Origin of the sequence: Legionella taurinensis (assembly GCF_900452865.1) — a bacterium.
Taxonomy (GTDB): Bacteria; Pseudomonadota; Gammaproteobacteria; order Legionellales; family Legionellaceae; genus Legionella_C; species Legionella_C taurinensis.
Genome location: NZ_UGOZ01000001.1, coordinates 350211 through 374288, shown reverse-complemented (window position 1 = coordinate 374288; position 24078 = coordinate 350211). Strand labels below are relative to the sequence as shown.

Sequence of the window (24078 nt, the reverse complement as noted above, 5' to 3'; positions counted from 1 at the left end):
AGCGGCGACTTATCAAACCATTTAAACGGAGGACTTGATCCATGAGACAGGTACCTGTAGCACCACTTATCCGCACTTTCCGGTTACAGGGAGGCGCGCAATGAAAATTTCCGACTTTAAACGCAAAAAACAACACGGTGAGAAAATAACCGTATTAACCTGTTACGATTACCCTTCGGCAAGAACCATTGCTGAATCGAAACTCGATTGCGTGCTGGTGGGCGATTCCGTGGCCATGGCAGTGCACGGGCATGACACCACGGTCATGGCGACATTGGACATGATGATTCTGCATACCCAAGCGGTCGCCCGCGGCCTGACCCAGCAATTTTTAATCAGTGATTTGCCTTTTTTATGCCATCGCCTTTCTTTACGCGACACGGTTGAAAGTGTCAGACAACTCATGCAGGCAGGCGCTCATGCCGTAAAAATTGAAGGCGGCGATGAGGACACCTGTCAAACAATTGCTCATTTGGTCACCGCTGGGGTGCCTGTCATCGGCCACATCGGTTTAACACCGCAATCGTTTTACCAATTGGGCGGCTATAAAGTTCAGGGTCGAGAAGAAAAACAGGCCACCGAGCTACTGCGTCAGGCGCAACGCCTGGAAGCGGCCGGTTGTACCGCGCTGGTGATTGAGTGTGTTCCATTGTCCGTCGCAGAAACCATCACACAGGCACTTTCCATTCCCACCATCGGCATTGGCGCCGGGGTCGGCACGGACGGGCAGGTTCTTGTCTGGCATGACATGTTGGGCCTGCAATCGGAATTCAGGCCTAAGTTTTTAAAGCAATACCTGAATGGGAAGGCGCTAACCTTAAACGCCATCAATGCTTACGTGGATGAGGTTCGACAAGCCGCATTCCCAACGCCTGATCATGCCTTTTAATTACAAGCCCCGGTTGCGGGGCTTTCATCAACAGGATTAACCATGCGCATTTTTCATCACCTGGATGAGTGGATTCAGTTCCGCCGAACGCTGCCGGCTGACTCAAGCCTGGGCTTTGTCCCTACCATGGGCAATCTCCATGCCGGCCATGCGTCCTTGTATGCCATCAGCCAACAGCAGAATCATTACACTGCAGCCAGCCTTTTTATTAATCCGACTCAATTTAACCGGCCGGACGACTTCACCCACTACCCGCGCACCCTTGAAGCGGATTTACACTTATTGGAAAAAAGCGGCGTCGATTTCTGTTTATTGCCTACCGAGCAGGAAATCTATCAAGACGGGTATCATTATCAGGTGCATGAGACTCATTTAAGCCAGTGCATGGAAGGCATTCACCGCCCCGGCCATTTCACCGGCGTATTAACCATTGTTTTAAAATTATTGAATTTAGTCAGACCGCAAAAGGCTTATTTTGGCGAAAAAGATTATCAGCAATACCGGCTCATTCGCGGCATGGTTGACGCTTTTTTTCTGCCGATTGCGATTATCCCCTGCCCCACCATCCGGGAGCCCAGCGGTTTGGCTTTCAGTTCGCGTAACAATCGCCTCAACAACGCCCAGCGTCTTAAAGCGGAAACCTTCGCTCGCCTTTTTCACCAGGATAAAACGATAGACGCGTTGCAAAAAGACATGCAGGCTGCCGGCATTGAGGTGGAGTACCTTCACGAGCAGGACGGTCGCCGCTTTGCCGCCGTCCTCATTGATGATATCCGTCTGATTGACAATTACGCGCTCAGCTAATTCTTTTTCATGCCCAGGCGGGCAATGGCCGCGGCAATCACCGCGGCTTTATGCTGAGGCAGCGATTTATTGGAATACTGCAGCCATTCTGGATGGGACTCCACGAGTCCTGTATTTAACTGCCCTTGCAAGAACTCCTCGGATTTAATCATCTCAAGGTAATAAGGGATGGTGGTTTTTATTCCAAACAGGCGCATTTCTTCCAGGGCCCGGCGTGCGCGGCGGATAGCCGACGGCCAATCCAGACTCCATACGGTCAGTTTGGCGCAAAGCGAATCATAATAAGGCGGAATGGAATAGCCGGTATAAATGGCACTGTCCGTTCTTACTCCAGGCCCTCCTGGGGCATAATAACGGGTCACCCGTCCAAAACTGGGCAGAAAATCATTCTGGGGATCTTCAGCGTTAATGCGGAATTCAATGGCAAAACCATTGCGGTTAATCTGTTCCTGCTGCATCGGGAGGGGTTCGCCTGCGGCGATTTTAATCTGTTCCTGAACCAAATCAATCCCGGTGATTTGTTCCGTGACTGGATGCTCCACCTGCAGGCGGGTATTCATCTCAAGAAAATAAGCCTGATTGTCCTCATCAAGAATGAACTCGACCGTACCGGCATTGGTATAACCGACTTCTTTTGCGGCTTTAATGGCGTAAGCATACAACATCTCGCGTGTGGCCTGATTCAGCTGTACCGCCGGCGCAATTTCGACCAGTTTCTGATGCCGGCGTTGAATAGAGCAATCACGTTCGAACAGATGAAGGACCTTTCCATAATGATCCGCCAGAATCTGGACTTCGATGTGGCGCGGATTGGCAATGAATTTCTCCATAAACACATGGTTATCACCAAACGCTTTTTCCGCCTCGGATTGCGCGCGCGCAAACTGCTGCCGAACATGGTCAGGCTCGTAACACAGACGAATACCGCGGCCGCCCCCGCCAAATGTCGCTTTAAGCATCACCGGGTAGCCGAGTCGTTCGGCAGAGGCTAATGCGTCCTCGACCGATTCAAGATTGCCTTCGCTGCCCGGGATGACCGGAATGCCGGCGCGCTGCATGGCTTTGCGTGCGGCCACTTTGGATCCCATGATGGCTATCACGTCTGCGCGAGGACCGATAAACACAAGACCAGCCTGTTCACAGGCCAGGGCAAAATCCGCATTTTCCGATAAAAAACCATACCCGGGATGTATCGCTTCACAACCGGCTGCCTTGGCGCATTCAATGATGCGATGGCCATTCAGATAAGCATCCAGAGGCTTGCTGCTCAAGCAATGGGAGTGAGAAGCCCGCTTGACATGCAGGGAGTAACGATCAGCCTCACTGTGAATGGCCACAGCGGCAATCCCCATTTCCTTGCAGGCACGCACAATGCGTAAAGCAATTTCGCCCCGATTGCTGATTAAAATTTTCTTGAACATCGTTTCTTCCTGAATTAAAACAGGGTTGTTTATTTCATGTTAAAGCCAAATTCGGTCTTATTGGCATTCACGTTTTTTAATGCCTCTGCACCACCTCCTCTCAAGCGGCGCTCTCGTTCGGCAATGACCGCTTTAAGCTCAAGCGTCAACGCGCTGGGTATCTCCGGCGGCAGCCAATGGTTCTCTTCTTTCCAGAATTCGCCGCTGGCGATTGGAATCCCTTTATCATCGACAAACGATTCCAGCGCGTTGGTGCGTGCCTGATAATCCAAAAGAAAAGCCTCGACACAGGCCTTAAACTGCGGTGCCTTCTCAACACGGGAAGCTGAATGGCACAACAGCAGAAGAATGTCGCTGTCAGTACAGGTTTTCAATTTATGCGAGGAGCGGCCTGTTTTCTGTAATAAAGCCAGCAAATCCTGGTAATGGGTATCGCTGCTGCCTGTTTTCTTATAGTTTTGTAACATGGTTTTTAATGAGGTAAGGCATGCATAACTGATTGGCATCTGGTTGCTCCAGTTGATGATCCCTTTTTTATTACAGTTCAAAATGCATAAAAGCGCAATTTTTACTTTCGTGGCTTCGCAACGATTGTACAGAATTCAACCTTCTATTTGCTGCTTAATGGCTCTTGCATTGAGTAAGCCCTGCGAGCGACTCACTTCGCGCGGTCCCCGGTAAACAATCAAGGTGTCGTGAAAAGTGACATCAAATTGCTTCACAAGTTCAGCATCATCAAAATCTGCGATCAACAGGCGCAAGGCTAAAAATTCAGGCGACAGGGCCAGTTCATTTAAAATTTGTTGCTGCTTTTTGCAGCGTGCACACCCTTTTTTATGAAAGGCCACAATAAATCGAAGATTGCTGCGTTTCGCTTTTTCAAATTGTGACGGGGTAAAATGCACCGCTTGTACGGTGGCTTGGTGCGCTGTGTCTGACGCCCATCCCAGGCTTGGCAGGCTGCAGGCCATTAATCCAATCAACAGTCGCTTCATGTATCCCATCCCTTTAAAAAGACCTAACTCAACCCTTCCAGCAATAAAATGATTAAAAACCCGGCAAAGAAACACGCCGTAACCCAGGGCGCTTCAACCCCTTCATGCGCTTCGGTTAATAATTCTTCAGTCACCAGATAAAGCAGCGCCGCCACGCCAAAGGACAATACACCATCGGTCATGACCGGCGGCAAATGGGCCAGCAGGCTTGCGCCAAGCATGGCTCCTGTCGGAATCAACAGGGCTAACAGCAGGGTAATTCCTGCCCGTTTTGCCTTAGAAATACGGCGCGACGCCAGAGTGGCTGTGGTGGATAAACCGAGGAAGAATATTTCGATGGCTAGAGCGACAGCCACCAGAACACCCCCTTGAGCCCCTGCTAAAAAGCAACGCCAATTAAAATGCCATCGAGTAATAAATCAATCCCTACCGCATAAATTAACCCCAAGGGCATCCCAGGAAGGCCTTCCTCGCGTTCTTCAAGCCTGCCGGTTAACCATTTCAACACCAGCATGCCGAGGACGCCTGACGAGAATCCTGCGGCCAATGCCAGAGGGGCATTGGCCGCACTGATTTCCGGTAATAACTCTTTGGCCACTGCCGCAAAGACGACACCGGCAGCAAAATGCTGGGTTGCACTCGTCAGTTGACGGCTGGGCTGATAAAAACTGGTGATCCCTCCACCGAGAATCATCATCAAGGCCGGCAGGATTGAATAAAGAAAGAGGGTGGCCATGGACGCGGTCATAAGAATCCTTTCGCTAAAATTAGAGCATAATGAAAGCGGGGGTATTGTTCAAGGCGTTCCCTTCTATCCATCGGGTTGCTTAAAGGTCGCAAACGCACTATGATGCTTGCGCCTTAAGCGCTATCACATCAAGGAAAGACCATGGACTTATCGCCAGTACAGATCGACGACTTCCTCACCCAGGGTTATCTGGTCATTGAAGACTTTTTCAGCAAGGCAACCTGTGAGCAACTCATGCAGCGCATGAATCACCTGATTGCAGAAAACAAAGACCTCATCCCGGCTACTGTCTTTTCTACCCAAACCAATGAGCATGCGGCGTCTGAGTATTTTCTTGAATCCGGCGATAAAATTCACTTTTTCTTTGAGCCTGACGCGTTTAACGACGATGGCACCCTGGCACAACCGATTGAGCATTCTTTAAACAAAGTGGGGCATGCTCTGCATGAGCATGATCCCGTTTTCAGACATTATTCTCATGATGCGCGTATCCAGTCCATGTGCCGGCAACTGGGCTTTAAAACCCCCTGCCTGCTGCAATCCATGTACCTGTTTAAACAACCAGCCATCGGCGCGGAAGTCAATTGCCATCAGGATGCCACCTACCTGCACAGCGAGCAAGAGGTGTTGGGTTTCTGGTTCGCGCTTGAGGATGCGACCCTGGAAAATGGCTGTTTACAGGTGATACCGAGTCCTCATACGATACCCCTGAAGCAAAAAATGATCAGGGAAAACACCCGCATTTACTTCGAAGAGCATGATAAAACCCCCTGGTGTCAGGATGATTGCGTGCCACTTGAAGTGAGGCAAGGCAGCCTTGTTCTTCTGCATGGCCGCGTCCCGCATAAAAGCGACGCCAATAGGTCATCCAAGTCAAGGCATGCCTATACCCTGCATGCGATTGATGCCAGCTCTCCTTATCCACAGAGCAACTGGTTGCAGCGAGCCAACGGGTTACCCGTTTGGCCAGAGAGGACTGAATAAAGAAACAGTCTGACAATTTTTTTCAACAATTGTATACTCTTCTCTGAGTTGACTGTATGGAGATGACAATGCTGGTTTCTTCACAACCCCCGATGGCCTTAATTGCAGCGCCCGAAGTATTGGCTATTCCCATCGTTGAGAATCATGATCCGCTCATCGACATTAAACACAGCGACGAACTCTTCATCGGCCCTTCCCCTGAAATCCCCAATAACACCGATTACACTAAAATGCGCAATGACGTGTATCAGCGGTTGCTGGCCGCGCAGCAATTGCTGCCTGCAAATCTGCGATTCTGCCTGTACGAGGGGTTTCGCAGTCTGGCATTACAAAAGAAACTGTTTGACGCGCGGTATGCCGAATTGCAGCAATTACATCCCCATTGGGCGCGGGAACAGCTTTTTAACGAAACAACCAAGCTTATCTCCCCAGTGCTGAATCTGGACGGCAGCCCCAATATCCCCCCGCATACCACCGGTGCTGCCATTGATGTTTACCTGGTGGATAAAGAAGGACAACCCGTGGACATGGGCATCCATCCCAAAGACTGGATGTCCGATACCCATGTCGAGCTTTCGCCGACGAATTCCGCCCTGGTTTCCCCTGAAGCGGCGCACTATCGCCGTGTGATGAGTCATGCACTGCTATTGGCAGGTTTTGTCAATTACCCGACAGAGTATTGGCATTGGTCTTACGGGGATCGCTATTGGGCCTTCATCAGCGGCAAACCTCAAGCCTGTTACGGCAGTGTAGCCGAGTGACGTCCCGACACCCTTTTTTTACAGCAGACTGTAATTGATAGAGGGGGGAGTATTATTTTCTGCGATGGTCTCCTTGAAAAAAGAATGCCGGGTAATGGTTGTCTGGTATTCTTCATTCAATTCAGAGGTTAAAGTAAGTCCAAAGCGACGACCTGACTGGCTTTGGGAAGAGTCGTTATCATACCCGGAAATGACTTGCCGTTGGCCGCTTTCAAGTAAAATTTCCTCGTCGCCCAAAGGTCTGACCTCAGCAAAAGTATCCACATCAAGAAGCTCCTGAACAGCATAAGTCTTCGCCGGATCGCTGACGTAACTTCGGTAATACCTTAAATGGTAATCGCTGGCCGAATGCAATGCCTTAATAACAGCCAACATCTGTTCATCCGTCGGTCGATAATGACCGCTGTTATTGGTGAGTCCAATCAGTATCCCCTGACTAAAGATCAGTGAGCCGGCAGCCAATACTTTTTTACCATTGGCCAGGAATGAGTGATTCAGTTTTTTATCCACCAATAATTGCGGCTTCTCCTCACAGGTTAATACGAAATTAAATTCCTCATTCATTTCATCCTGGTCTAAGGATTCACCTGTCATCAGGGATACAAAATGCTCCTCCGCAGGAACAATGGCGTAAGCGGCCTGATTCTCTTGAGCAATGTATTTGCACTCTTCGGTTTGCCGCTGCAGCAGACGCATGGCTTTTCTTTCGGCCGCAAATTGTGGCTTTAGCGCAATAAAATCCGAGGGCAGGAATCGCTGATCGTAATAATTAATTTCTTTAGGATAATCTTTAGACATAACAAACTCTTCATCAATAAGAGCCTGTTAGTGTAGTGACTATAAATTAACCTGGTATTAAGGATTAATCATCAGGTTGTAATATTTTTGATAAAATATATTACTGAATCGGTTGTTTTTGTCGTACTCGCGTTTAAGTGCGTTCAGTTCTGCAAAGCGGGGATAGGCTTGTTCAAATTGCGATTGACTGGCGAAATTCTGATACGTCAGGTAATAAGAACCTCCTGACGCCAGTGCGGCATTGATTACGTTTTCTGTCCATTGCCTTGTCTTTTCTATCGCCGGTGGCGACAAAGTCTGATTAAAGTAAAGCACAACAGAAAGGCTGTCTTTTCTGACTTGCGACAACAGCAAATCCGGCTCAGCAGGCACATAACGTACCGTCACATTCAATAAATCAATGGAAGCGCTTAAGGTTAACCTGCGCAATTGGTCGATGAATGACGGAAACTGCTCCACTGGAATAAAGTATTCCTGAAGCCAATCCGCCGTACCGGGTTTGTAATCGGCGGCAAAACGCACAGGCTTCTCCATGGCATTGTTACGGGTAACGGTTTTATCCCTGTATCGTTTTCTAAACAGGCGTTTTTCCATTTTCCAGCGCCAGCGTTTGCCATAAAAACTGTTGCGAGAAACATTAAACAAGGGTGTCAGCACCGCATTCCAGCGTTCTGGATTTTCAAGTGTGACCACTTTGGAGGGCAATTGGCCTGTGTCGGTGTAGGTAATGACATACATGTCGTTAAGAAACGACGCATCGGGGACGATGTTCATATGGGCATAAAAAAGAACCACCTGACGATCGTTTAAAATGTGATGGCGAAAATAATCCGGGAATGTGCGTGTCAACGTTTCATTGTAGTGACTGGTTAACAGCGTATTGTCTGTTAGTTGCAGCGTGACGTCTGTGACCACCCCCAATACACCGTAGCCACCCCTGACCGCACGCCACAAATCCGGATAATGTTCCGGCGAAACCCGCAAGCGCCGCCCATCGGCCAGCCTGAGAGAAAAGCGCACAATACTGTTCCCCACCGCCCCCATGCGGAAATCATCGCCATGGGCGTTGACGCTTAAGGAACCACCCACCGTGAAGATATTCGGCGACTGCATGGCAGTAATGGCTAGTTGGTACGGATTGATGGCCTCCTGCAACTTACCCCAGGTGATGCCGCTTTGCACAGTCACCTGCTTTTTAGCCACATCGAATTTCAAAACCTGATTAAAGGGAAGCATGTTTAACTGGATACCCGCTGGCGCGATGGATTGACCGCCCTGGCTGTGTTGAACTCCCATAATTCCCACAGGCAGATGCTGTGCATTGGCTTTCTGTAACGCCGCGGCAATGTCTTCTTCAGACGTCACCTGAATGATTTCTCTGACCGTAGTCGAACTGATATGACCGCTGTCATTGATGGACAAGGCCCACACCGGGCTTAAAACGAACATGCCCAGAAAGGCGATACGGCTTCGAAATCCCGTCATGCTGATTCGTTAAGTAAATGCAGTATCTTATGTCAAAACAGATTAAATGTCATACCCGGGCATGGCATGATTCATCGAGTCGGGCGAGCTTGGCAAGGGACTTTTCAATAAGACATGACCGTAATCACTCAGCAGGGTTTTGACAAAGGGCATTGTCCTGGCTGGGTCATCCGTCTGGTAAAATAAATGGCGATGCTGCGAGACTGTGCCCGGGAGCGTGATGAATCGCAACGACGCGGCCCAGCGATGAATGACATCGGCAATACAGACCTCCTGGCATTCAACCCGCTTGAAAGCTTGTTTTAATAAGCCCAGGGCATGGATTTTAGCCTCCGCTTCCTTTGCAGGCAATACGTCTTTAAGTAGCCGGCTGTGCTCGTCTATTTTTTGCGATACCTGGGCAATGGCTTGTTGGGCCTGAAGGTGAAGGCGATTGGCTGCCGTAAAAAACATGGAAAAATCCTCTCTTCATTTTCAGGTTATCCTAACGCTCAAAACTTAATTGAGGCTTAAATAAAAAGAGCATGCGTATTATTTTACACACCACTGTTCAAAAATAACTCACTTCAGGCGGTGATGGCTTTTTGATAGGTTTCACGCAGCAAGGTCATGCGTTTTTCAAGTTCCCCCAATTCGGCCTGCAGGCGGAGTTGCGCTTCGGCATCGAGGTTTTTTTGATTCCGGTTGAGCAGAGCCTGGTGTTGATTCCTAAGGACCTCCAGGTCATTTTCGAGCGATTGCAGCCACTGTTGACGGGTCATTATCCGTGGCAGGGTGTAACCCGGCTTTTCGATTGGCGCCCTCGACTTTTCGTTGAGTTGACACAGAGTGACTAATACATTGATTTTTTGCTTGATGCGTTCGGCCACAAAACGCGCAGTTTGCAAGTCATCGCGCTCAGCCAACCGATCAATGTCGTGTTTAACTTCCGCAATGAACGCACTCGCTAAAGGGGCATTAGCTGTTTGGAATAATCCCTTGGGTAAACTCAAGGGATTAAAGGCATGCAGATTGGCCAGCTTCCATTCCAACTCGGGAAGACGGGCGTTTAATTCGTTTAACAACCCCTGTACAGTGCTGGTCATTTAAACTAACGTCGATGACTAAGCCGGGGTGCTGTCCAGGACAACGGTGTCCTGCTCACGACGGGACATCATCCAGGAACTGACAAACGGCGGGGCGCACATGAGCAACAAGCCAAACACCAGCGTCGCTTCATAACGGGCGACACTGCCGACATTGATGTCGGCAGGCGGCATGAAACTCACCACCAGGGTAGTCAAGGTGCCCACCATTCCGATGCCGGCAATCAACAACATGCCGCTTAGGCCACCAGGGATACGGAACGCGCGGGGATGGTGCGGGGCGCTGACACGCAGCTTAATGGCGGCGATAAACATTAACAGGTACATCAGCATGTACAATTGCGCCGCCAGCGCAGTTAACAACCAGTACGATCCATTAACGCTTGGCATGAATAAAAACAGAGTCGATAACAACGTGACGATCACCGCCTGGGTAATCAGCATCAATACGGGTGCGCCATGGCGATTGGTGCGCTGGAAGCTGGGAGGCAGGTTGCCCTCTTCTGCCGCAACCAACAAGCCTTTGGTCGGGGCAATAATCCAGTTGCTGACGCCACCTAATCCCCCCATGACCAGCATGAGGGCGACCACAGGCATCATCCAGGACAAATGGTAGCGCGCGAAGAAGGCATCGAATGCCTGCATAATACCGGCCACCAGATTAATGTCGTTATGCGGCAAAACCACCGCAATGGCTAACGAGCCTAAAATCAGGGTGCTGAGAATAATCATCACGGAATAAATCAAGGCCCGTGGGAATGCATGTTGCGGATTTTCGACATCATTGGCGTGAACAGTGGCGATTTCAATACCGCAAAAGGACATCATGATGGCAGTAAGCGACACCCACATGCCTTTATCGTGCAGGTGAGGTGAAATACTCTGTGCATCAAAATGGATCTGCAGGGGGTTGCCACCCACTATCCACGCGGCGCCCAAGCCAATAATTAAGGACATGGGCAACAGTAATCCTGAAAGCGCACAGATGTTGCTAAACAAGGCGGAGGAACTCATGCCGCGCAGATTAACCAAGGTCGCGCCCCAGAAGGAGCTGACAATCACTGCCCAGAGAAAATAAGGGTTACCAGCCAGGGTCGGATTGATGAGGTAACCGACCGTGCCAGCGACAAAGGAAAGAATAGTAGGATACCAGATGACATTCTCAATCCACTGGAGCCAGATGGCTAAAAAGCCGGTGCGCTTCCCGAACGCTTCCTTGACCCAGATATAAATACCGCCCTGCTTGGCCCACCCGGAAGCGAGTTCAGCAGAAACCAAGGCCGTAGGAATTAAAAAAAACAGGGCGCCGAGCATAAAAAAGGCAATGAGTTGACTACCGAACAAGGCCGTGGCAGGCAGATTGCGAATGCTGTCGACCGATCCGACAGTGATCATTGTCAGACTAAAAATAGTTAAGGCATGCTTTTTAGTGCTCATTCCAATCCTTCTCTGTTGGCTAATCCTGTAATGGCAAATTCATTATATTGACCTAAGCTTAAGGTAAGCTTAATAATCGTGTAAAAAATACACAAAAAAGTGTATCCACTCTACTCGAAACCATTTAAATTGTAAATCAGTAATCACCGTGTCAAAAAATTTCAATGTCCAGGCAGACTGTGACCAAAACCAGCAGGGACACAAATGCTTTGCCTCGATTGCATAAGTTAGCTAGGATAAATAAATTGTCTTTACAAGGATAGGTAAATGCATCGCGTCCTCCTGGTTGGCGGCTGTCTTTTTGTGACCATACCGAGTGTCTACTCGCAGAATGACTTCACGCTGTGTCATCATGCCACCGCGTTATTTACCAATGCCCGGTTTATCACCTTAAATCCCAAACAACCCACAGTCGAAGCGGTGGCTATTCGAAACCACCGCATCGTCGCGCTGGGGAAGGAAAAGGATCTGTCTGTTCATTGCCGCGATGAAAATACCCGCATCATTGACCTGAAAGGGGCGACAGTCACCCCTGGGTTGATTGATACCTATTCACAATTTGTCCTTTACGGCTGGCTCGCCACCCACGCCCTGGATTTATCCACGACCAATGTGTTTCAACAACCGGGGTGGCAACCGGTTAAATCCTTAAGTGAATTTTTAACGGCTATCCGTAATAAAATGACAACGGATGATAATTGGCTTGTTGTCAATGGGTATGACAGAGCCCGCATGCCAGGCGCACCGTTAACCCGGACGATGCTGGATGAAATCAGTTCGACGAAGCCCATCCTGGTCATGTATTCGTCCGGGCATGAAGCCTTGTTAAATCAGGCCGCCATGAACCGTTTGCCGGCGCTAAAAAGCACCCTTCCAGTGACCGTGCCTGAAAACGGCCTGTTAAAAGAAGGGGCGCTGCAAAAAGCCCTGATCAAAGTCATTCAATCGGCGCAGTTGCAACAGGCCATTGAAGTTGCAGCCACCCGTTATGCCGCGGCCGGGTATACGACAGTAACTGAGACCCAGGCCTCTCAGGATTGGCTCAATGCCTATTATTCGCTGACAAGCCAACCCTCCTTTCCCGTGGATGTGGTTTTAAATGCAGAGACGGTGGGAGATAAGCAACGTTTTGCCATGAATGAGCTGGACAATCCGAGACTCTACAATGGACCGGTACGCCTCACAGTCGACGGCAACATCCGCGATTACCATGCCTACCTGTCGTCCCCTTATTATAAAGTACCGGATGATTTGCCCACGGCTTGGGCGGGACAACTGCGCTACAACTTACGAAGCCTTGAAAAAATGCTGGTTAAAGCGGCCAGAGCCAACGTTCAGGTTGCGCTCGAATGCCAGGGCGATGCCGCCATCGACGTGGCGTTAAACCTGATTCAAAAAGTCCAACAAACCCAGAATGATTTCACCTTCAGGCCTATTCTCATCAATGCGCAACTCACCAGGCAGGATCAACTCTACCGTATCCGCATGCTGGGATTGAACATCAACTGGTTTTCGCCGCATCTTTATTATTGGGGAGAAAGCATGTGCCGCCAGTACCTTGGCGCACCCAGAGCCCTCAATGAAAACCCGCTGGCACAGGCCCGCAACATTCTGGGCAGCACCCCCATTCAGGCTAATTCGCCAGCAACGCCTCCCTCCCCTCTGGCGATGATGCGGCAAAACCTCACCCGTCAAATCCAGCGCTGGAATGAAAAACCCAATGCGCAATGCCCTGACGTATTCAATTCGCAGCAAAGGCTAAGTTTGGAAGACAGTTTGCGTGCACTGACCATCGAAGCCGCCAAGCTGTATGGCATGGACGACGACAAGGGCACCCTGGAAGTGGGCAAGCTCGCCGACATGACCTTGTTCAGCCATGATCCCCTGCTTGAAAAACAAGTGGACATTCAAGTGCTCGGGACTGTCTCAAGAGGCGTTTTGCACCTTGGTGGTCATGCTGAAGAAAACCCGCCACCTCAGGCTTTGTAGCTGCGCAGGAAAATAAACGGTATAGTTCGATATCGGGTGGGTCCTTGTTACACCCCGTCTTCGTGATCGAACTGACAGAAAGACCAACATGAATAACCATCTCCTAAGCAATGTGTTTATTTTTCTCGCCTCGGCCGCCCTGATTGTGCCGCTGGCCAGCCGTTTTAAACTGGGCTCCGTGCTGGGCTATTTAATCATTGGCGCCCTGATTGGACCCTACGGTTTTAAACTGATTGGCAACCCCAGCCAAATCATGCACTTTGCAGAATTTGGCGTGATCATGATGCTTTTTTTGATTGGCCTTGAACTGGAGCCGGCCACCCTGTGGCGCCTGCGCAAAATGATCGTGGGACTGGGCAGCCTGCAGGTGGTGTTAACCTCCACCATTCTTTGCCTCCTGGGGCTGTTGTTTGGCTATCGCTGGCAAAGCAGCCTGGCAGTGAGCATGGCATTGACGCTTTCTTCTACAGCCCTGGTTATTCAAATGCTTGAAGAAAAAAACCTGCTGAAAACTGCCGAAGGGGAAACCTCGTTTGCCGTACTGCTGTTTCAGGATATTGCGGTTATCCCTATTCTTATCATCATGCCGCTGCTCGCCGCTGCCACCACGACAGCCGCACCGCAGGAAGCCACGCTGCTTGCCCTGTTCCCCTCCTGGGCTCATCCCTTCATCGTCGCCAGCGTCATCGGCACCATGATCATTGCCGGCCACTTTTTCTCAAGCCATCTGTTTTTTATTGTGGCAAGGACTCACCTTCGGGAAGTATTTACAGCCACGTCGCTTGCCCTGATTGTCGGCATTACCCTGTTGATGGAAGCCGTCGGCGTGTCGCCTGCCCTTGGCGCCTTTGTGGCCGGAGTGGTGCTCGCCAACTCAGAATACAAACGTACACTGGAGACTGATATCCAGCCTTTTAAAGGCCTATTGCTGGGTTTATTCTTTATCTCCGTGGGCATGAGCATTAATTTTAACCTGCTTGAGGCACGATGGGGTGAGCTGCTGGGTGCCGTGGGTCTTCTGATTGTGATCAAAGCCGCCGTGCTTTTATTTCTGGGATGGCAATTCGGCCTGACCAAGATTCAACGCATCGGTTTTGCCCTGGCCTTGTCTCAGGGCGGCGAGTTCGCGTTTGTTCTGTTCAAATTCGCTTCCCATTTAAATGTTATCAGCGAGCAGACAGCCGCCTTTTATACACTGGTTGTCGCCCTTTCCATGGCAACGACTCCTTTTATCATGCTGGTTTATCAACGTTTTATTGTGCCTCATTACTTAAGCCTGTTACCCAAACAACCCTTTGATACCATCCACGAACAACAAGACATTATTCTTGTTGGCTATGGGCGCTTTGGTCAAATCATTGGGCGATTTTTAACTGGGCATGGCATTAAATTAACCATATTGGAAAAGGACCCCGAGCAGATTAAATTGTTGCGTAAATTCGGTTACAAGGGGTACTTTGGCGATGCCGCGAGACTCGATTTGCTGCTCAACGCCGGTGTGGCCAAGGCTAAATTACTGGTGATTGCCGTAGGTAATCCAGACGTCAGTCTCGACATTGTCGAAATGACTAGACAGAATTTTCCTCACTTAAAAATTTATGCCCGCGCCCGCAACCGCAGCCATGCCTACCAACTGCATAAAGCCGGGGTGGATTATTTTAAACGGGAAACGTTTGATTCGTCATTGACCATGGCTCAGGAGATTATGGCCTTCCTTGGACATAGCCCTGACACGTTGCGCCGCAAGGCCAAAGCCTTTTTACAACTGGATGAAGCCTCATTAAAGCAATCCTTTGAATTCTTTGAAAAGGAAGCCGAGATGATCAGTTATGTACGTCAGGTGAACGGGGAGTTGGAGCGCATATTAAAAAGCGACCAGGAATTTGAGCATCCCAAAGGCCGCTTTGGAAAAATGGCAACGTCTGAAAATCCGCTAAGGGATTAATTGTCTTTACTGTTAAAACGCTCAACGCTGGCAACAATCTCTTCTCTGGCCGCCTCGGGTCCTTCCCAACCGGTAATTTTTACCCATTTGCCTTCCTCAAGATCCTTGTAGTGCTGGAAGAAATGTTCCAGAGACAATAATAATTGCCGCGGCAAATCCGCATAGGTTTTTACTGACTCATACATTTTGGTGAGCTTGTTGGTGGGGACAGCCAGTAATTTGGCATCCACGCCTGCCTCGTCTGTCATTTTGAGCATACCCACCACCCGACAGGGAATAGCAGAACCGCTTATCAACGGAACAGGGGTCACCACCAGCACATCAACGGGATCCCCGTCTTCAGACAGCGTATTGGGAATGTAGCCGTAGTTAGTGGGGTAAAACATGGCGGTCGTCATGAAGCGATCAACGAATAACGCGCCGGTATGCTTGTCGACTTCGTATTTGACAGGCTCGCCGTGCATGGGAATTTCAATAATGACATTGATTTCATTTGGAACATCACGACCACTTTTAATTTGCATTAAGCCCATTTTAACTATCCATTAAGATATGAAGACGGCGTATTATGCCAAAACCTCACCAAAAGGCAAAATAAGATGTTCAGCGATCAATCAACAGTCAACTATTTTTAATCGCTATAACTCAAGGTATAATGTAGGATTAGCTCATAAATTGAGGATCAATGATGGATTGTCTCTTTTGCAGGATTATCAAAGGGGAGATTCCGGCCACGGTGCTTTTTGATGATCCGGAAGTCATGGTGATTCGTGATATCAGACCACAGGCTCCTACTCACCTGCTGGTGCTGCCTAAAAAACACATTGCAACCATTAATGACACGGACAGTAACGATGAGCAATTGCTTGGCCGCATGATTCTGACTGCCAAAAAGATGGCACATCATGAGCATTTAAGCGATGTCGGATATCGCCTTGTTTTTAATGTGAATGCAGGTGGCGGACAGGAAGTTTATCATATTCACTTACATGTACTGGGTGGCCGGCAAATGACCTGGCCGCCGGGTTAGGGTTTTATTAATGCAAGAATTGTATAAAAAAATATTGGAAGAGATAGGCGAAGACCCTTCACGTGAAGGGTTGCGGGATACACCGGAGCGTGCTGCCAATGCCATGCGTTATCTGACGAAAGGCTATGCGGAAGATTTAAACGACATCATCAATAATGCGCTGTTCGAATCCGACATGAGCGAGATGGTGATTGTGAAAGAAATCGAATTGTACTCGATGTGTGAGCATCACCTGCTGCCCTTCCTCGGGAAATGCCATGTGGGCTATTTACCCAGCGGGAAAGTGCTTGGTCTTTCTAAAATAGCCCGCATTGTTGACTATTTTGCCCGGCGTTTACAAATTCAGGAACGACTGACTACGGAAATTGCCGCCTGCATTGAAAGCATCACTGGTGCACGGGGAGTCGGTGTGGTCATTGAGGCCAAGCACCTGTGTATGATGATGCGCGGGGTCGAAAAGCAAAACTCCATCATGACCACCTCGGTGATGCTGGGTGACATGCGCAACAACTCCAACACGCGCAGCGAGTTTTTAAAGTTAATCCGTTAAGCCATGGTGCTTGTTCGTCATGGCTATAAGTCAGTATCCATGTAAACGGGTGCGAGCTTCATGGCCTGTGTCACACCATTCGCGGCTTTCATGACAGGATTGGATTTAAATAGACCATAGGACACGATGCCGCCTGCAACGCCGCCGATTGCTGAAAGACCCAGTACCGCATTGGCCGCCGCTGCACCGGCAACAATGCCGCTGAAAAATGCACCGGGGCCCGACCAGAGCCCCAGACCAAATCCAACACCAAAACCAATGATCGCGGCGGCAAGGGTCAGTGTAGCAATAATGGCTACCGTCACAATGGCCTGGGCCAACATGTAATGTTTACCGTAAACATGGGCTTGGCATTCGTGAAGAAACGTGGATGTAATCGCGTCTTTATTTTCCATGTTTTCTAACCTCTGCCAGGCCAACATCAATTTTTCAGCTGATTGGGCAATGGCATCCCTTGTTTCCGGGGGAACGCTTTTTAATTCGTGCTCGAGATTTTCAAGCGCATGGTAAAGCACGCTTCCCTGCAAGGCACACCCTTTGGCTCTGGCCATTGCCGTTAATTGGTTCTTGAATAAAAAATAAGGCTCTTGCTCGGAACGCTTTTTTGCCTTGATCATCTGATTAAGCGTCTGAAATAGGCCGTCCCTGTTCATGTCCTCCCTATTAGCCACCCGCAGAACAGGACAGTCAGCGAATGAAGCGACAGCAATCTCATCCTGGTTTTCTATCGCGTCAACAATCAGAATGGGGAGGGAAGAATTGATTTTCTTCAATGCATCAATATCACTGGTGATCTGAGTCTCATCCCAGTGTTCTATAAAATAAAGAACGACAGGCATGTCCCTGCAATAAAGCGCCAAGTACGGTTCATACGATGTATCCAGAATCCAGAAAAGATATTCATTCGCTGAGCCTTCCTCACGGCAGGTCACACATACGGGACGGATGTCCATGTTTTTCAAATTAATTTGAGCGAGCCGCTCAATGAATTGGGTTTTGGCTTTGGTTGTTTTACCGTAAATTAAAATGCTGGATGCGCCCATATTCACTGCAGTGTAGTAATTTCTGGCCACATATTACAGGAAAAGAACCGCAGTCGCCAACACATTAGTCAGGGTGATTAATATAAAAACAAGAGGAGGAGTGCCTGACGAAGGCCAGGCACTTTGAGAGGGTTATTCTTCTTCTTCGGTGGATTTGATTTGCGTCTCGTCCATCTCGTCATGGGAGAGATCAACGGTTTCTTCAGTGGTTACCGGAGCATCCGCTGCTTTTTCTGCCGTCTGCGGTTTATCCTTCCACTCCAGTTTTACACGTCCCTGCTTGTCAACGCCAGCCACGAATACTTCAATTTCCTGACCTTCACTTAAGACCGACTCTACTTTCTGAGAACGATCACTGCAAATCTGTGAAATGTGCAGAAGGCCGTCTTTACCGGGCAGCAGATTAATGAACGCACCGAAATCAACAATCTTGCTGACCTTCCCTTTATAGGTTTGCCCTACTTCAATTTCTGCGATCAGTGCTTTAATCTGGCGTTGTGCTTCTTCCAGCGCCTCGGCATCTGGAGAAAAGAGTTGCACGACACCGCTATCATCGATATCGATAGAAACACCGGTGCTTTCAATCAAGCCTTTGATCGTGGCGCCACCTTTACCAATGATGGTGCGAATTTTGTCTTCCGCCACTTTCATGGTAGTGATGCGTGGTGCATGTTGAGACAGTTCACCACGGTGTTCAGACAACGCATTATTCATCACGCCCAGGATGTGCTTTCGTCCGGCCAGCGCCTGCTCCAGCGCCTGTTCCATGATTTCTTTGGTGATTCCGGTAATTTTGATGTCCATTTGCAGTGCGGTGACGCCCTTTTCGGTTCCGGCCACTTTAAAGTCCATGTCACCCAGATGATCTTCGTCACCCAGAATATCCGTCAGCACAGCAAAACGATCGTTATCCTTGATAAGGCCCATCGCCACACCCGCCACAGGCGCTTTGAGCGGCACTCCCGCATCCATCAGAGCAAGGCTTGTTCCGCAGACGGTCGCCATGGAGCTGGAACCGTTGGACTCAGTAATATCGGACACAACGCGAAGCACATAAGGGAACTCCGAAGCCGTAGGTAATACAGCCATCAGACTTCGTTTTGCCAGGCGGCCATGGCCTATTTCACGGCGTTTGGGACTGCCGACCATACCGACTTCACCGACCGAATAGGGAGGGAAATTATAATGCAGCATGAAGCGATCCTTCGTCTCACCATACAGACCGTCCAGTGTTTGTGCATCGCGCTCGTTACCCAAAGTGGCGGCAACGATGGCCTGCGTTTCACCACGGGTAAACAAGGCGGAACCATGGGTACGCTCAAGAAACTTGGTACGAATAGCAATGGGGCGGACCGTGCGTTGATCACGTCCATCAATACGGGGTTCGCCATCGAGAATACGATTACGTACGATGGTTTTTTCCAGGGATTCCATGATTTCAGCCACAGCATCCACTTTGACATCATCACGTTCCTGGACCAACGTATCAATCACGAATTGACGAGCTTCCTGGAGACGCTGATGACGTTGTTGTTTGTCTTTAATTAAGTACGCTTCGTTAAAGCGAGTGGTTGCCAATTCACCTATTCGGGCAATCAATGAGGTGTCTGTTGCTGGCGCAGTCCAGTTCCAGGCTGGTTTACCCACTTCGCTAGCCATTTCTTTAATCGCGCGAATAACGCCTTTCATCATTTCATGGCCATACAGCACAGCGCCCAGCATTACTTCTTCCGTCAGCTCGCGTGCTTCAGATTCGACCATTAAAATCGCATCTTCTGTTCCGGCAACAACCAAATCCAGATCGGACTGCTGAGTGGCTTTGTAGCTGGGATTTAATAAATAAATGCCATCCTGGTAACCGACACGGGCAGCGCCGATAGGTCCCATAAAGGGGATACCTGAAATAGCCAATGCTGCGGAAGCTGCAATCATGGACACGATATCGGCAGGCACTTCGGGATTTAACGACATCACCGTAGCAATGATTTGCACTTCATTACGGAATCCTTCAGGGAACAGGGGACGCAATGGCCTGTCCATCAGTCGCGAAGTCAAGGTTTCATTTTCACTGGGACGGCCTTCACGCTTGTTAAAGCCACCTGGAATTTTGCCCGCGGCATAGGTCTTTTCCTGGTAATTAACCGTCAAGGGGAAAAAACCATTGTCTTCGGCGCCGTCTTTCTTACCGACCACAGTCACCAATACCTGAGTCCCGCCCATGCTGGCAAAAATAGCTCCATCCGCCTGTCTGGCTATTTCGCCAGTTTCCAAAATCAGGGTGTGTTCCCCGAATTGCACTTCTTTAGTGAATTTTGACACGTAGTCACCTCATGATGTTTTAGCAAAAAAAAGGCGCAGAAAACTGCGCCTTTAACTTAAGTTGGATAGTCGTGTATCTCCTAACATAGGAAAACTCACTATCAATAGGAATCCCGCAGACCAAGCTTCTGGATCAGCGTTTGATAACGGGCTTGATCCTTTCTTTTTAAGTATTTTAACAGCTTGCGTCGCTTGTTAACCAGTTCCTGCAAACCACGGCGTGAATGGAAATCTTTTTTATGGGCCTTAAAGTGGTCTGTCAAGTATTGAATACGATTGGTAATTAAAGAAACCTGCACCTCTGGAGAGCCAGTATCTTTCTCAGTTCGTCTGTTCTGATCCACAATTTCTGCTGTTTGTGCGCTAGTTAGCGACATTGTTCACTCCTGGAAATAAGCTAAGTGTTCTTCTTAAAGGGGAGCATTCTATCAAGAGCGCCTTTAAGACACAAGTCTTTAGTTAATAATTGTGCAAGATTCTCACCCACGTGCGCGGAAGGCCTGCTCACTGAGTAAACGCTTGACCTTAAAAGCACCGGCTTCATCAAAAGCACCGAGACCAGCAAACTGTCCCTTGCTGTCATATAAACGGATTTCAGTTGTGTACGCCGTGGCATTCATCGGAGAAATGACACGTCCAAGCCTCAGATTAGCCAACTCCTCATCGGTTAATTGGAGCGTAGGAAAATGCCGTACCGTGGTTTCCATCGGCAGCAGGCAGGCTGTCAATTGCTCTTGATTGGCTGCCTCCAGCGATTCCAGACTGTGCATGGGGTACTCGGAATAACCGTTTGTGTGCAGGCGATGCAACTGCGTCACGTGCGCGCCTGTACCTAATTTATCACCAATGTCTTCCACCAGGTTTCGAATGTACGTTCCTTTGCTGCAACTCACCCTGATTTTAAACTGTTGTCCGTCAAAATCCAGTAAGCGAAGTTCCTTGATGGTGATTGCGCGTGAAGCACGTTCAATATCAATGCCGTTTCTTGCGTACTTATATAAGGGTGTACCCTTGTGCTTTAAGGCAGAAAACATGGATGGCGTCTGGTGGCTTAAGCCAATGAATTCCTGAATCACAGCCTGAAGGCGTTCCTGGGTCACATGAACAGCGTCCACTTTAGTTAGGATTTCACCCATGGAATCGGCCGTTGTGGTTTTAATTCCTAGCAAACCCGTCGCTTCGTAGGTTTTATCATCGTCAAGCGCGTATTGGCTGAATTTCGTCGCCTCACCAAAACAGACAGGAAGCATGCCGGTAGCCAATGGGTCCAGACTGCCGGTGTGGCCCGCCTTTTCAGCATGATAAAGCCGCTTTACCTTTTGCAGTACGGCATTGGATGACAGACCTTGGGGTTTATTGACCAGCAATATCCCGTCAATGGCTTGTTTACGGCTCACGTTGCTCATCTTGATCGTCAGGGTTGACTTCATCAATTAACTTACTTAAGCGCCGGCCGTATTCAATGGATTCGTCATAGACAAAATGAAGCTGGGGAACCGTGCGCAATTTAATCGTACGGGCTAAGGCAGTGCGCAAATAGCTGGCGGCTGTATTCAAAATCACTGCCGCCTGCTTGTTCTCATCACCCAACACCGTAAAGTACACCTTGGCGTGGCTTAAATCACCTGAAACCTTGACGCCGGAAATGGTGACAAAACTGGGCAGTCGTGGATCTTTAATCTCCTGTTGAATGATCTGCGATAATTTACGCTGCAGCATTTCGGCTACGCGATCCGTTCGTTTAAAGTCATTACTCATAAAGCCCGCTTGATCTCAATTGTTTCAAATACTTCAATCAAATCACCTGCTTTGACATCGTTATAGTTTTTCACACCGATACCGCATTCAAAGCCCTGGCGTACTTCGACCACATCGTCTTTAAAGCGTCGTAAGGATTCCAGTGTTCCCTCATAGATGACAACGTTATTACGTAAAACCCGTATAGGATTGTTGCGTTTGATCATCCCTTCAACCACCATACATCCGGCAATTGCACCCAGCTTCGGCGAACGGAAAACATCCCGTACCTCGGCAATACCAATGATTTCTTCCTTGAATTGAGGAGCCAACATACCGGTTAACGCGCCTTTAACCTGATCCACAATGTCGTAAATTACGCTGTAGTAATGCAGGGAAACCTGTTCGTGTTCGGCCAATCGCTTGGCAGCGCCGTCGGCACGCACGTTAAAGCCAATAAGAATGGCATTGGAGGCAATGGCCAAATGCACATCGGATTCGGTGATACCGCCCACACCACTGGCAATGATTTCAACCTTCACTTCATCGGTCGATAATTTAACCAAGGCATCCGCAATGGCTTCCAGGGAACCCTGGACATCGGCTTTCAATACGATATTCAGTACCTTGGCGTCCGTGGTGGTCATGTTTTCAAAAATGCCTTCAATTGACGATTTTTGACGTCTGGCCAGTTTGACATCACGGAATTTGCCCTGACGGAACAAGGCCACTTCTCGCGCCTTTTTCTCATCCGGCACGACAACGGCTTCATCCCCGGCATGCGGAATGGCAGACAGACCTAAGACTTCCACTGGAATGGAAGGTCCGGCACTGTCAACCAGAGTGCCGTTATCACTGACCAAGGCCCTGACACGGCCATACTGGAAACCAGCCAGCAGAATATCCCCTTTGCGCAGCGTTCCGCTTTGCACCAGAACCGTCGCTACGGGACCGCGCCCTTTGTCGAGACGTGATTCAATGACAACCCCTTTGGCGGCACCATCCGTAAAGGCTTCCAGCTCCAGCACTTCCGATTGCAGCAGTACGGCATCCAGTAGTTCGTCAATGCCCATACCGGTTTTAGCAGAAATATTAACAAACATGGTGTCGCCGCCCCAGGCTTCGGGGATGACTTCATGAATCGATAATTCATTCATGACTTTCTCGGGATCAGCATCGTGCTTATCCATTTTATTAACAGCCACAATAATAGGCACTTTTGCAGCCTTGGCATGTTGAATAGCCTCTATTGTCTGAGGTTTAACGCCATCGTCCGCTGCAACAATCAGGATGACAATGTCCGTGGCCTGAGCACCGCGGGCACGCATGGCCGTAAAGGCAGCATGGCCTGGCGTATCCAGAAACGTGATATCACCCTTCGGTGTACTAACGTGGTAGGCCCCAATGTGCTGGGTAATCCCACCGGCTTCTCCTGCAGCCACCTTAGTGCGGCGGATGTAGTCGAGCAGAGACGTTTTACCATGGTCCACATGCCCCATGATGGTCACCACGGGGGCGCGGCTTTCCGATTGGCTTCCCTTGCTGATGACTTCACCCAGGGTCTGCTCCACCGCATCTTCCTTCAGTGCACGTGCCTTATGGCCCATTTCTTCAACCACAATGACGGCCGTATCCTGATCGATAACCTGGTTAATGGTTGCCATGGCGCCTAAGCCCATCATGACTTTAATGACTTCAGCCACTTTAACCGACATGCGTTTTGCCAATTCACCAACGGTAATGGTTTCAGGAATCAGTACTTCCCGGACAACGGGTGCAGTGGGCATGGCAAAGCCATGGGTTAAGGCATCTTCCGCTTCACGGTACTTGTCCGATTTCTCATTCAGTTTACGCCGTTTGGATTTTGGACGCTTGTGACGGACATGTGAACCTTCCTCGTCTTCACGTTCAGTGATTGAATATTTGGTTTTCTTTTTATTAGCTGCGGCTTTTTTAAACTCCGTCTTGTCAGCTTCCGCTTCAATGTCTTCTTTACTGGAATATTTCTTCTTGGGTTTCTCTTCCCTTTCACGCGCTTCTTTGGCAGCTTCGCGTTTT

Annotated in this window: 24 protein-coding genes and 1 pseudogene; 8 read left to right on the top strand and 17 right to left on the bottom strand. The window is 49.3% G+C overall.

Translation table 11 applies throughout. The features are described 5' to 3' along the window. Positions 1–100 precede the first annotated feature (100 nt). Both panB and panC read left to right on the top strand, forming a co-directional pair. On the top strand, positions 101–889 hold the full coding sequence (gene panB, locus DYE45_RS01700) for a 3-methyl-2-oxobutanoate hydroxymethyltransferase (protein WP_108293306.1): 789 nt from the start codon (positions 101–103) through the stop codon (positions 887–889). 42 nt (positions 890–931) lie between these two features. Continuing rightward, on the top strand, positions 932–1693 hold the full coding sequence (gene panC, locus DYE45_RS01695) for a pantoate--beta-alanine ligase (protein ID WP_108293308.1): 762 nt from the start codon (positions 932–934) through the stop codon (positions 1691–1693). Here panC and DYE45_RS01690 read toward each other — a convergent pair. The 5 genes from DYE45_RS01690 to DYE45_RS14845 form a co-directional block, all read right to left on the bottom strand. Beyond that, positions 1690–3114 (bottom strand): acetyl-CoA carboxylase biotin carboxylase subunit, encoded by a 1425-nt coding sequence (locus DYE45_RS01690; protein WP_108293310.1) that lies wholly within the window; start codon positions 3112–3114, stop codon positions 1690–1692. The two genes, panC and DYE45_RS01690, sit on opposite strands and share 4 nt — an antisense overlap. Before the next feature lie 29 nt (positions 3115–3143). Further along, on the bottom strand, positions 3144–3620 hold the full coding sequence (locus DYE45_RS01685) for a hypothetical protein (protein ID WP_108293312.1): 477 nt from the start codon (positions 3618–3620) through the stop codon (positions 3144–3146). Positions 3621–3716: 96 nt separating this feature from the next. After that, the gene (locus DYE45_RS01680) at positions 3717–4109 is read right to left on the bottom strand and encodes a thioredoxin family protein (RefSeq protein ID WP_160160656.1); all 393 of its coding nucleotides are present in this window, start codon (positions 4107–4109) and stop codon (positions 3717–3719) included. A gap of 23 nt (positions 4110–4132) precedes the next feature. Further along, complete coding sequence (locus DYE45_RS14850) at positions 4133–4465, bottom strand: ZIP family metal transporter (protein ID WP_242602655.1); 333 nt, start codon at positions 4463–4465, stop codon at positions 4133–4135. Positions 4466–4488: 23 nt separating this feature from the next. Continuing rightward, a complete protein-coding gene (locus tag DYE45_RS14845) occupies positions 4489–4857 on the bottom strand; it encodes a ZIP family metal transporter (protein ID WP_242602654.1) in 369 nt (122 codons plus the stop codon). 141 nt (positions 4858–4998) lie between these two features. On the opposite strand from DYE45_RS14845, the gene DYE45_RS01670 reads away from it, so the two are divergent. Both DYE45_RS01670 and DYE45_RS01665 read left to right on the top strand, forming a co-directional pair. Further along, positions 4999–5841 carry a phytanoyl-CoA dioxygenase family protein gene (locus tag DYE45_RS01670; protein ID WP_108293318.1) on the top strand — a complete coding sequence of 281 codons (843 nt, stop codon included), beginning with the start codon at positions 4999–5001 and terminating at the stop codon, positions 5839–5841. Positions 5842–5909: 68 nt separating this feature from the next. Beyond that, the gene (locus DYE45_RS01665) at positions 5910–6602 is read left to right on the top strand and encodes a M15 family metallopeptidase (protein WP_108293320.1); all 693 of its coding nucleotides are present in this window, start codon (positions 5910–5912) and stop codon (positions 6600–6602) included. An 18-nt stretch (positions 6603–6620) separates the two neighbouring features. Here DYE45_RS01665 and DYE45_RS01660 read toward each other — a convergent pair whose 3' ends face one another. From DYE45_RS01660 to DYE45_RS01640, 5 genes are all read right to left on the bottom strand, one after another. Next, positions 6621–7400: an IQM protein middle domain-containing protein gene (locus DYE45_RS01660; protein ID WP_108293322.1), complete on the bottom strand. Its 780-nt coding sequence runs from the start codon at positions 7398–7400 to the stop codon at positions 6621–6623. Between the two features lie 57 nt (positions 7401–7457). Next, entirely contained in the window at positions 7458–8885 is a 1428-nt protein-coding gene (locus DYE45_RS01655) for an FAD-binding oxidoreductase (RefSeq protein ID WP_115300303.1), read from the bottom strand. A gap of 42 nt (positions 8886–8927) precedes the next feature. Beyond that, positions 8928–9338: a hypothetical protein gene (locus tag DYE45_RS01650; RefSeq protein WP_108293326.1), complete on the bottom strand. Its 411-nt coding sequence runs from the start codon at positions 9336–9338 to the stop codon at positions 8928–8930. A 113-nt stretch (positions 9339–9451) separates the two neighbouring features. Further along, the gene (gene priC / locus DYE45_RS01645; protein WP_108293328.1) at positions 9452–9970 is read right to left on the bottom strand and encodes a primosomal replication protein PriC; all 519 of its coding nucleotides are present in this window, start codon (positions 9968–9970) and stop codon (positions 9452–9454) included. A gap of 18 nt (positions 9971–9988) precedes the next feature. After that, positions 9989–11407, bottom strand: coding sequence for an APC family permease (locus DYE45_RS01640; protein ID WP_108293330.1), 1419 nt, complete (start codon positions 11405–11407; stop codon positions 9989–9991). A gap of 267 nt (positions 11408–11674) precedes the next feature. On the opposite strand from DYE45_RS01640, the gene DYE45_RS01635 reads away from it, so the two are divergent. Together DYE45_RS01635 and DYE45_RS01630 are read left to right on the top strand one after the other, a co-directional pair. Continuing rightward, positions 11675–13396, top strand: coding sequence for an amidohydrolase (locus DYE45_RS01635; RefSeq protein ID WP_115300302.1), 1722 nt, complete (start codon positions 11675–11677; stop codon positions 13394–13396). A gap of 88 nt (positions 13397–13484) precedes the next feature. Next, entirely contained in the window at positions 13485–15341 is a 1857-nt protein-coding gene (locus DYE45_RS01630; RefSeq protein WP_108293334.1) for a monovalent cation:proton antiporter-2 (CPA2) family protein, read from the top strand. Here DYE45_RS01630 and ppa read toward each other — a convergent pair. Further along, positions 15338–15874, bottom strand: a complete 537-nt coding sequence (gene ppa, locus DYE45_RS01625; protein WP_108293336.1) for an inorganic diphosphatase — start codon at positions 15872–15874, stop codon at positions 15338–15340. The genes DYE45_RS01630 and ppa overlap by 4 nt on opposite strands. Before the next feature lie 155 nt (positions 15875–16029). Here ppa and DYE45_RS01620 point away from each other — a divergent pair, with 155 nt between their 5' ends. Both DYE45_RS01620 and folE read left to right on the top strand, forming a co-directional pair. Beyond that, positions 16030–16371, top strand: coding sequence for a histidine triad nucleotide-binding protein (locus tag DYE45_RS01620; protein WP_108293338.1), 342 nt, complete (start codon positions 16030–16032; stop codon positions 16369–16371). Positions 16372–16381: 10 nt separating this feature from the next. Next, a complete protein-coding gene (gene folE, locus DYE45_RS01615) occupies positions 16382–16921 on the top strand; it encodes a GTP cyclohydrolase I FolE (RefSeq protein ID WP_108293340.1) in 540 nt (179 codons plus the stop codon). A 23-nt stretch (positions 16922–16944) separates the two neighbouring features. On the opposite strand, the gene DYE45_RS01610 is transcribed toward folE, so the two are convergent. The 6 genes and pseudogenes from DYE45_RS01610 to infB all read right to left on the bottom strand — a co-directional run. Beyond that, positions 16945–17964, bottom strand: coding sequence for a hypothetical protein (locus tag DYE45_RS01610; RefSeq protein ID WP_115300301.1), 1020 nt, complete (start codon positions 17962–17964; stop codon positions 16945–16947). A gap of 132 nt (positions 17965–18096) precedes the next feature. Beyond that, positions 18097–20283 (bottom strand): polyribonucleotide nucleotidyltransferase, encoded by a 2187-nt coding sequence (gene pnp, locus DYE45_RS01605; protein WP_108293344.1) that lies wholly within the window; start codon positions 20281–20283, stop codon positions 18097–18099. Between the two features lie 101 nt (positions 20284–20384). After that, positions 20385–20660 carry a 30S ribosomal protein S15 gene (rpsO, locus tag DYE45_RS01600; RefSeq protein ID WP_108293346.1) on the bottom strand — a complete coding sequence of 92 codons (276 nt, stop codon included), beginning with the start codon at positions 20658–20660 and terminating at the stop codon, positions 20385–20387. A 102-nt stretch (positions 20661–20762) separates the two neighbouring features. After that, positions 20763–21689 carry a tRNA pseudouridine(55) synthase TruB gene (truB, locus tag DYE45_RS01595; protein ID WP_115300300.1) on the bottom strand — a complete coding sequence of 309 codons (927 nt, stop codon included), beginning with the start codon at positions 21687–21689 and terminating at the stop codon, positions 20763–20765. Beyond that, positions 21670–22041 carry a 30S ribosome-binding factor RbfA gene (gene rbfA / locus DYE45_RS01590; protein WP_108293350.1) on the bottom strand — a complete coding sequence of 124 codons (372 nt, stop codon included), beginning with the start codon at positions 22039–22041 and terminating at the stop codon, positions 21670–21672. The genes truB and rbfA overlap by 20 nt, the downstream gene beginning before the upstream one ends. Continuing rightward, a pseudogene (gene infB, locus DYE45_RS01585) lies at positions 22038–23990 on the bottom strand (translation initiation factor IF-2); the annotation flags it as partial. The gene rbfA and the pseudogene infB, both read right to left, overlap by 4 nt. Between the last annotated feature and the right edge of the window lie 88 nt (positions 23991–24078).

Bases quoted from the DNA above. Each gene is read 5' to 3' on its own strand.
- panB (WP_108293306.1), top strand. From the start codon at position 101: ATGAAAATTTCCGACTTTAAACGCAAAAAACAACACGGTGAGAAAATA.
- panC (WP_108293308.1), top strand. From the start codon at position 932: ATGCGCATTTTTCATCACCTGGATGAGTGGATTCAGTTCCGCCGAACG.
- DYE45_RS01690 (WP_108293310.1), bottom strand. From the start codon at position 3,114: ATGTTCAAGAAAATTTTAATCAGCAATCGGGGCGAAATTGCTTTACGC.
- DYE45_RS01685 (WP_108293312.1), bottom strand. From the start codon at position 3,620: ATGCCAATCAGTTATGCATGCCTTACCTCATTAAAAACCATGTTACAA.
- DYE45_RS01680 (WP_160160656.1), bottom strand. From the start codon at position 4,109: ATGAAGCGACTGTTGATTGGATTAATGGCCTGCAGCCTGCCAAGCCTG.
- DYE45_RS14845 (WP_242602654.1), bottom strand. From the start codon at position 4,857: ATGACCGCGTCCATGGCCACCCTCTTTCTTTATTCAATCCTGCCGGCC.
- DYE45_RS01670 (WP_108293318.1), top strand. From the start codon at position 4,999: ATGGACTTATCGCCAGTACAGATCGACGACTTCCTCACCCAGGGTTAT.
- DYE45_RS01665 (WP_108293320.1), top strand. From the start codon at position 5,910: ATGCTGGTTTCTTCACAACCCCCGATGGCCTTAATTGCAGCGCCCGAA.
- DYE45_RS01660 (WP_108293322.1), bottom strand. From the start codon at position 7,400: ATGTCTAAAGATTATCCTAAAGAAATTAATTATTACGATCAGCGATTC.
- DYE45_RS01655 (WP_115300303.1), bottom strand. From the start codon at position 8,885: ATGACGGGATTTCGAAGCCGTATCGCCTTTCTGGGCATGTTCGTTTTA.
- DYE45_RS01650 (WP_108293326.1), bottom strand. From the start codon at position 9,338: ATGTTTTTTACGGCAGCCAATCGCCTTCACCTTCAGGCCCAACAAGCC.
- priC (WP_108293328.1), bottom strand. From the start codon at position 9,970: ATGACCAGCACTGTACAGGGGTTGTTAAACGAATTAAACGCCCGTCTT.
- DYE45_RS01640 (WP_108293330.1), bottom strand. From the start codon at position 11,407: ATGAGCACTAAAAAGCATGCCTTAACTATTTTTAGTCTGACAATGATC.
- DYE45_RS01635 (WP_115300302.1), top strand. From the start codon at position 11,675: ATGCATCGCGTCCTCCTGGTTGGCGGCTGTCTTTTTGTGACCATACCG.
- DYE45_RS01630 (WP_108293334.1), top strand. From the start codon at position 13,485: ATGAATAACCATCTCCTAAGCAATGTGTTTATTTTTCTCGCCTCGGCC.
- ppa (WP_108293336.1), bottom strand. From the start codon at position 15,874: ATGGGCTTAATGCAAATTAAAAGTGGTCGTGATGTTCCAAATGAAATC.
- DYE45_RS01620 (WP_108293338.1), top strand. From the start codon at position 16,030: ATGGATTGTCTCTTTTGCAGGATTATCAAAGGGGAGATTCCGGCCACG.
- folE (WP_108293340.1), top strand. From the start codon at position 16,382: ATGCAAGAATTGTATAAAAAAATATTGGAAGAGATAGGCGAAGACCCT.
- DYE45_RS01610 (WP_115300301.1), bottom strand. From the start codon at position 17,964: ATGGGCGCATCCAGCATTTTAATTTACGGTAAAACAACCAAAGCCAAA.
- rpsO (WP_108293346.1), bottom strand. From the start codon at position 20,660: ATGTCGCTAACTAGCGCACAAACAGCAGAAATTGTGGATCAGAACAGA.
- truB (WP_115300300.1), bottom strand. From the start codon at position 21,689: ATGAGCAACGTGAGCCGTAAACAAGCCATTGACGGGATATTGCTGGTC.
- rbfA (WP_108293350.1), bottom strand. From the start codon at position 22,041: ATGAGTAATGACTTTAAACGAACGGATCGCGTAGCCGAAATGCTGCAG.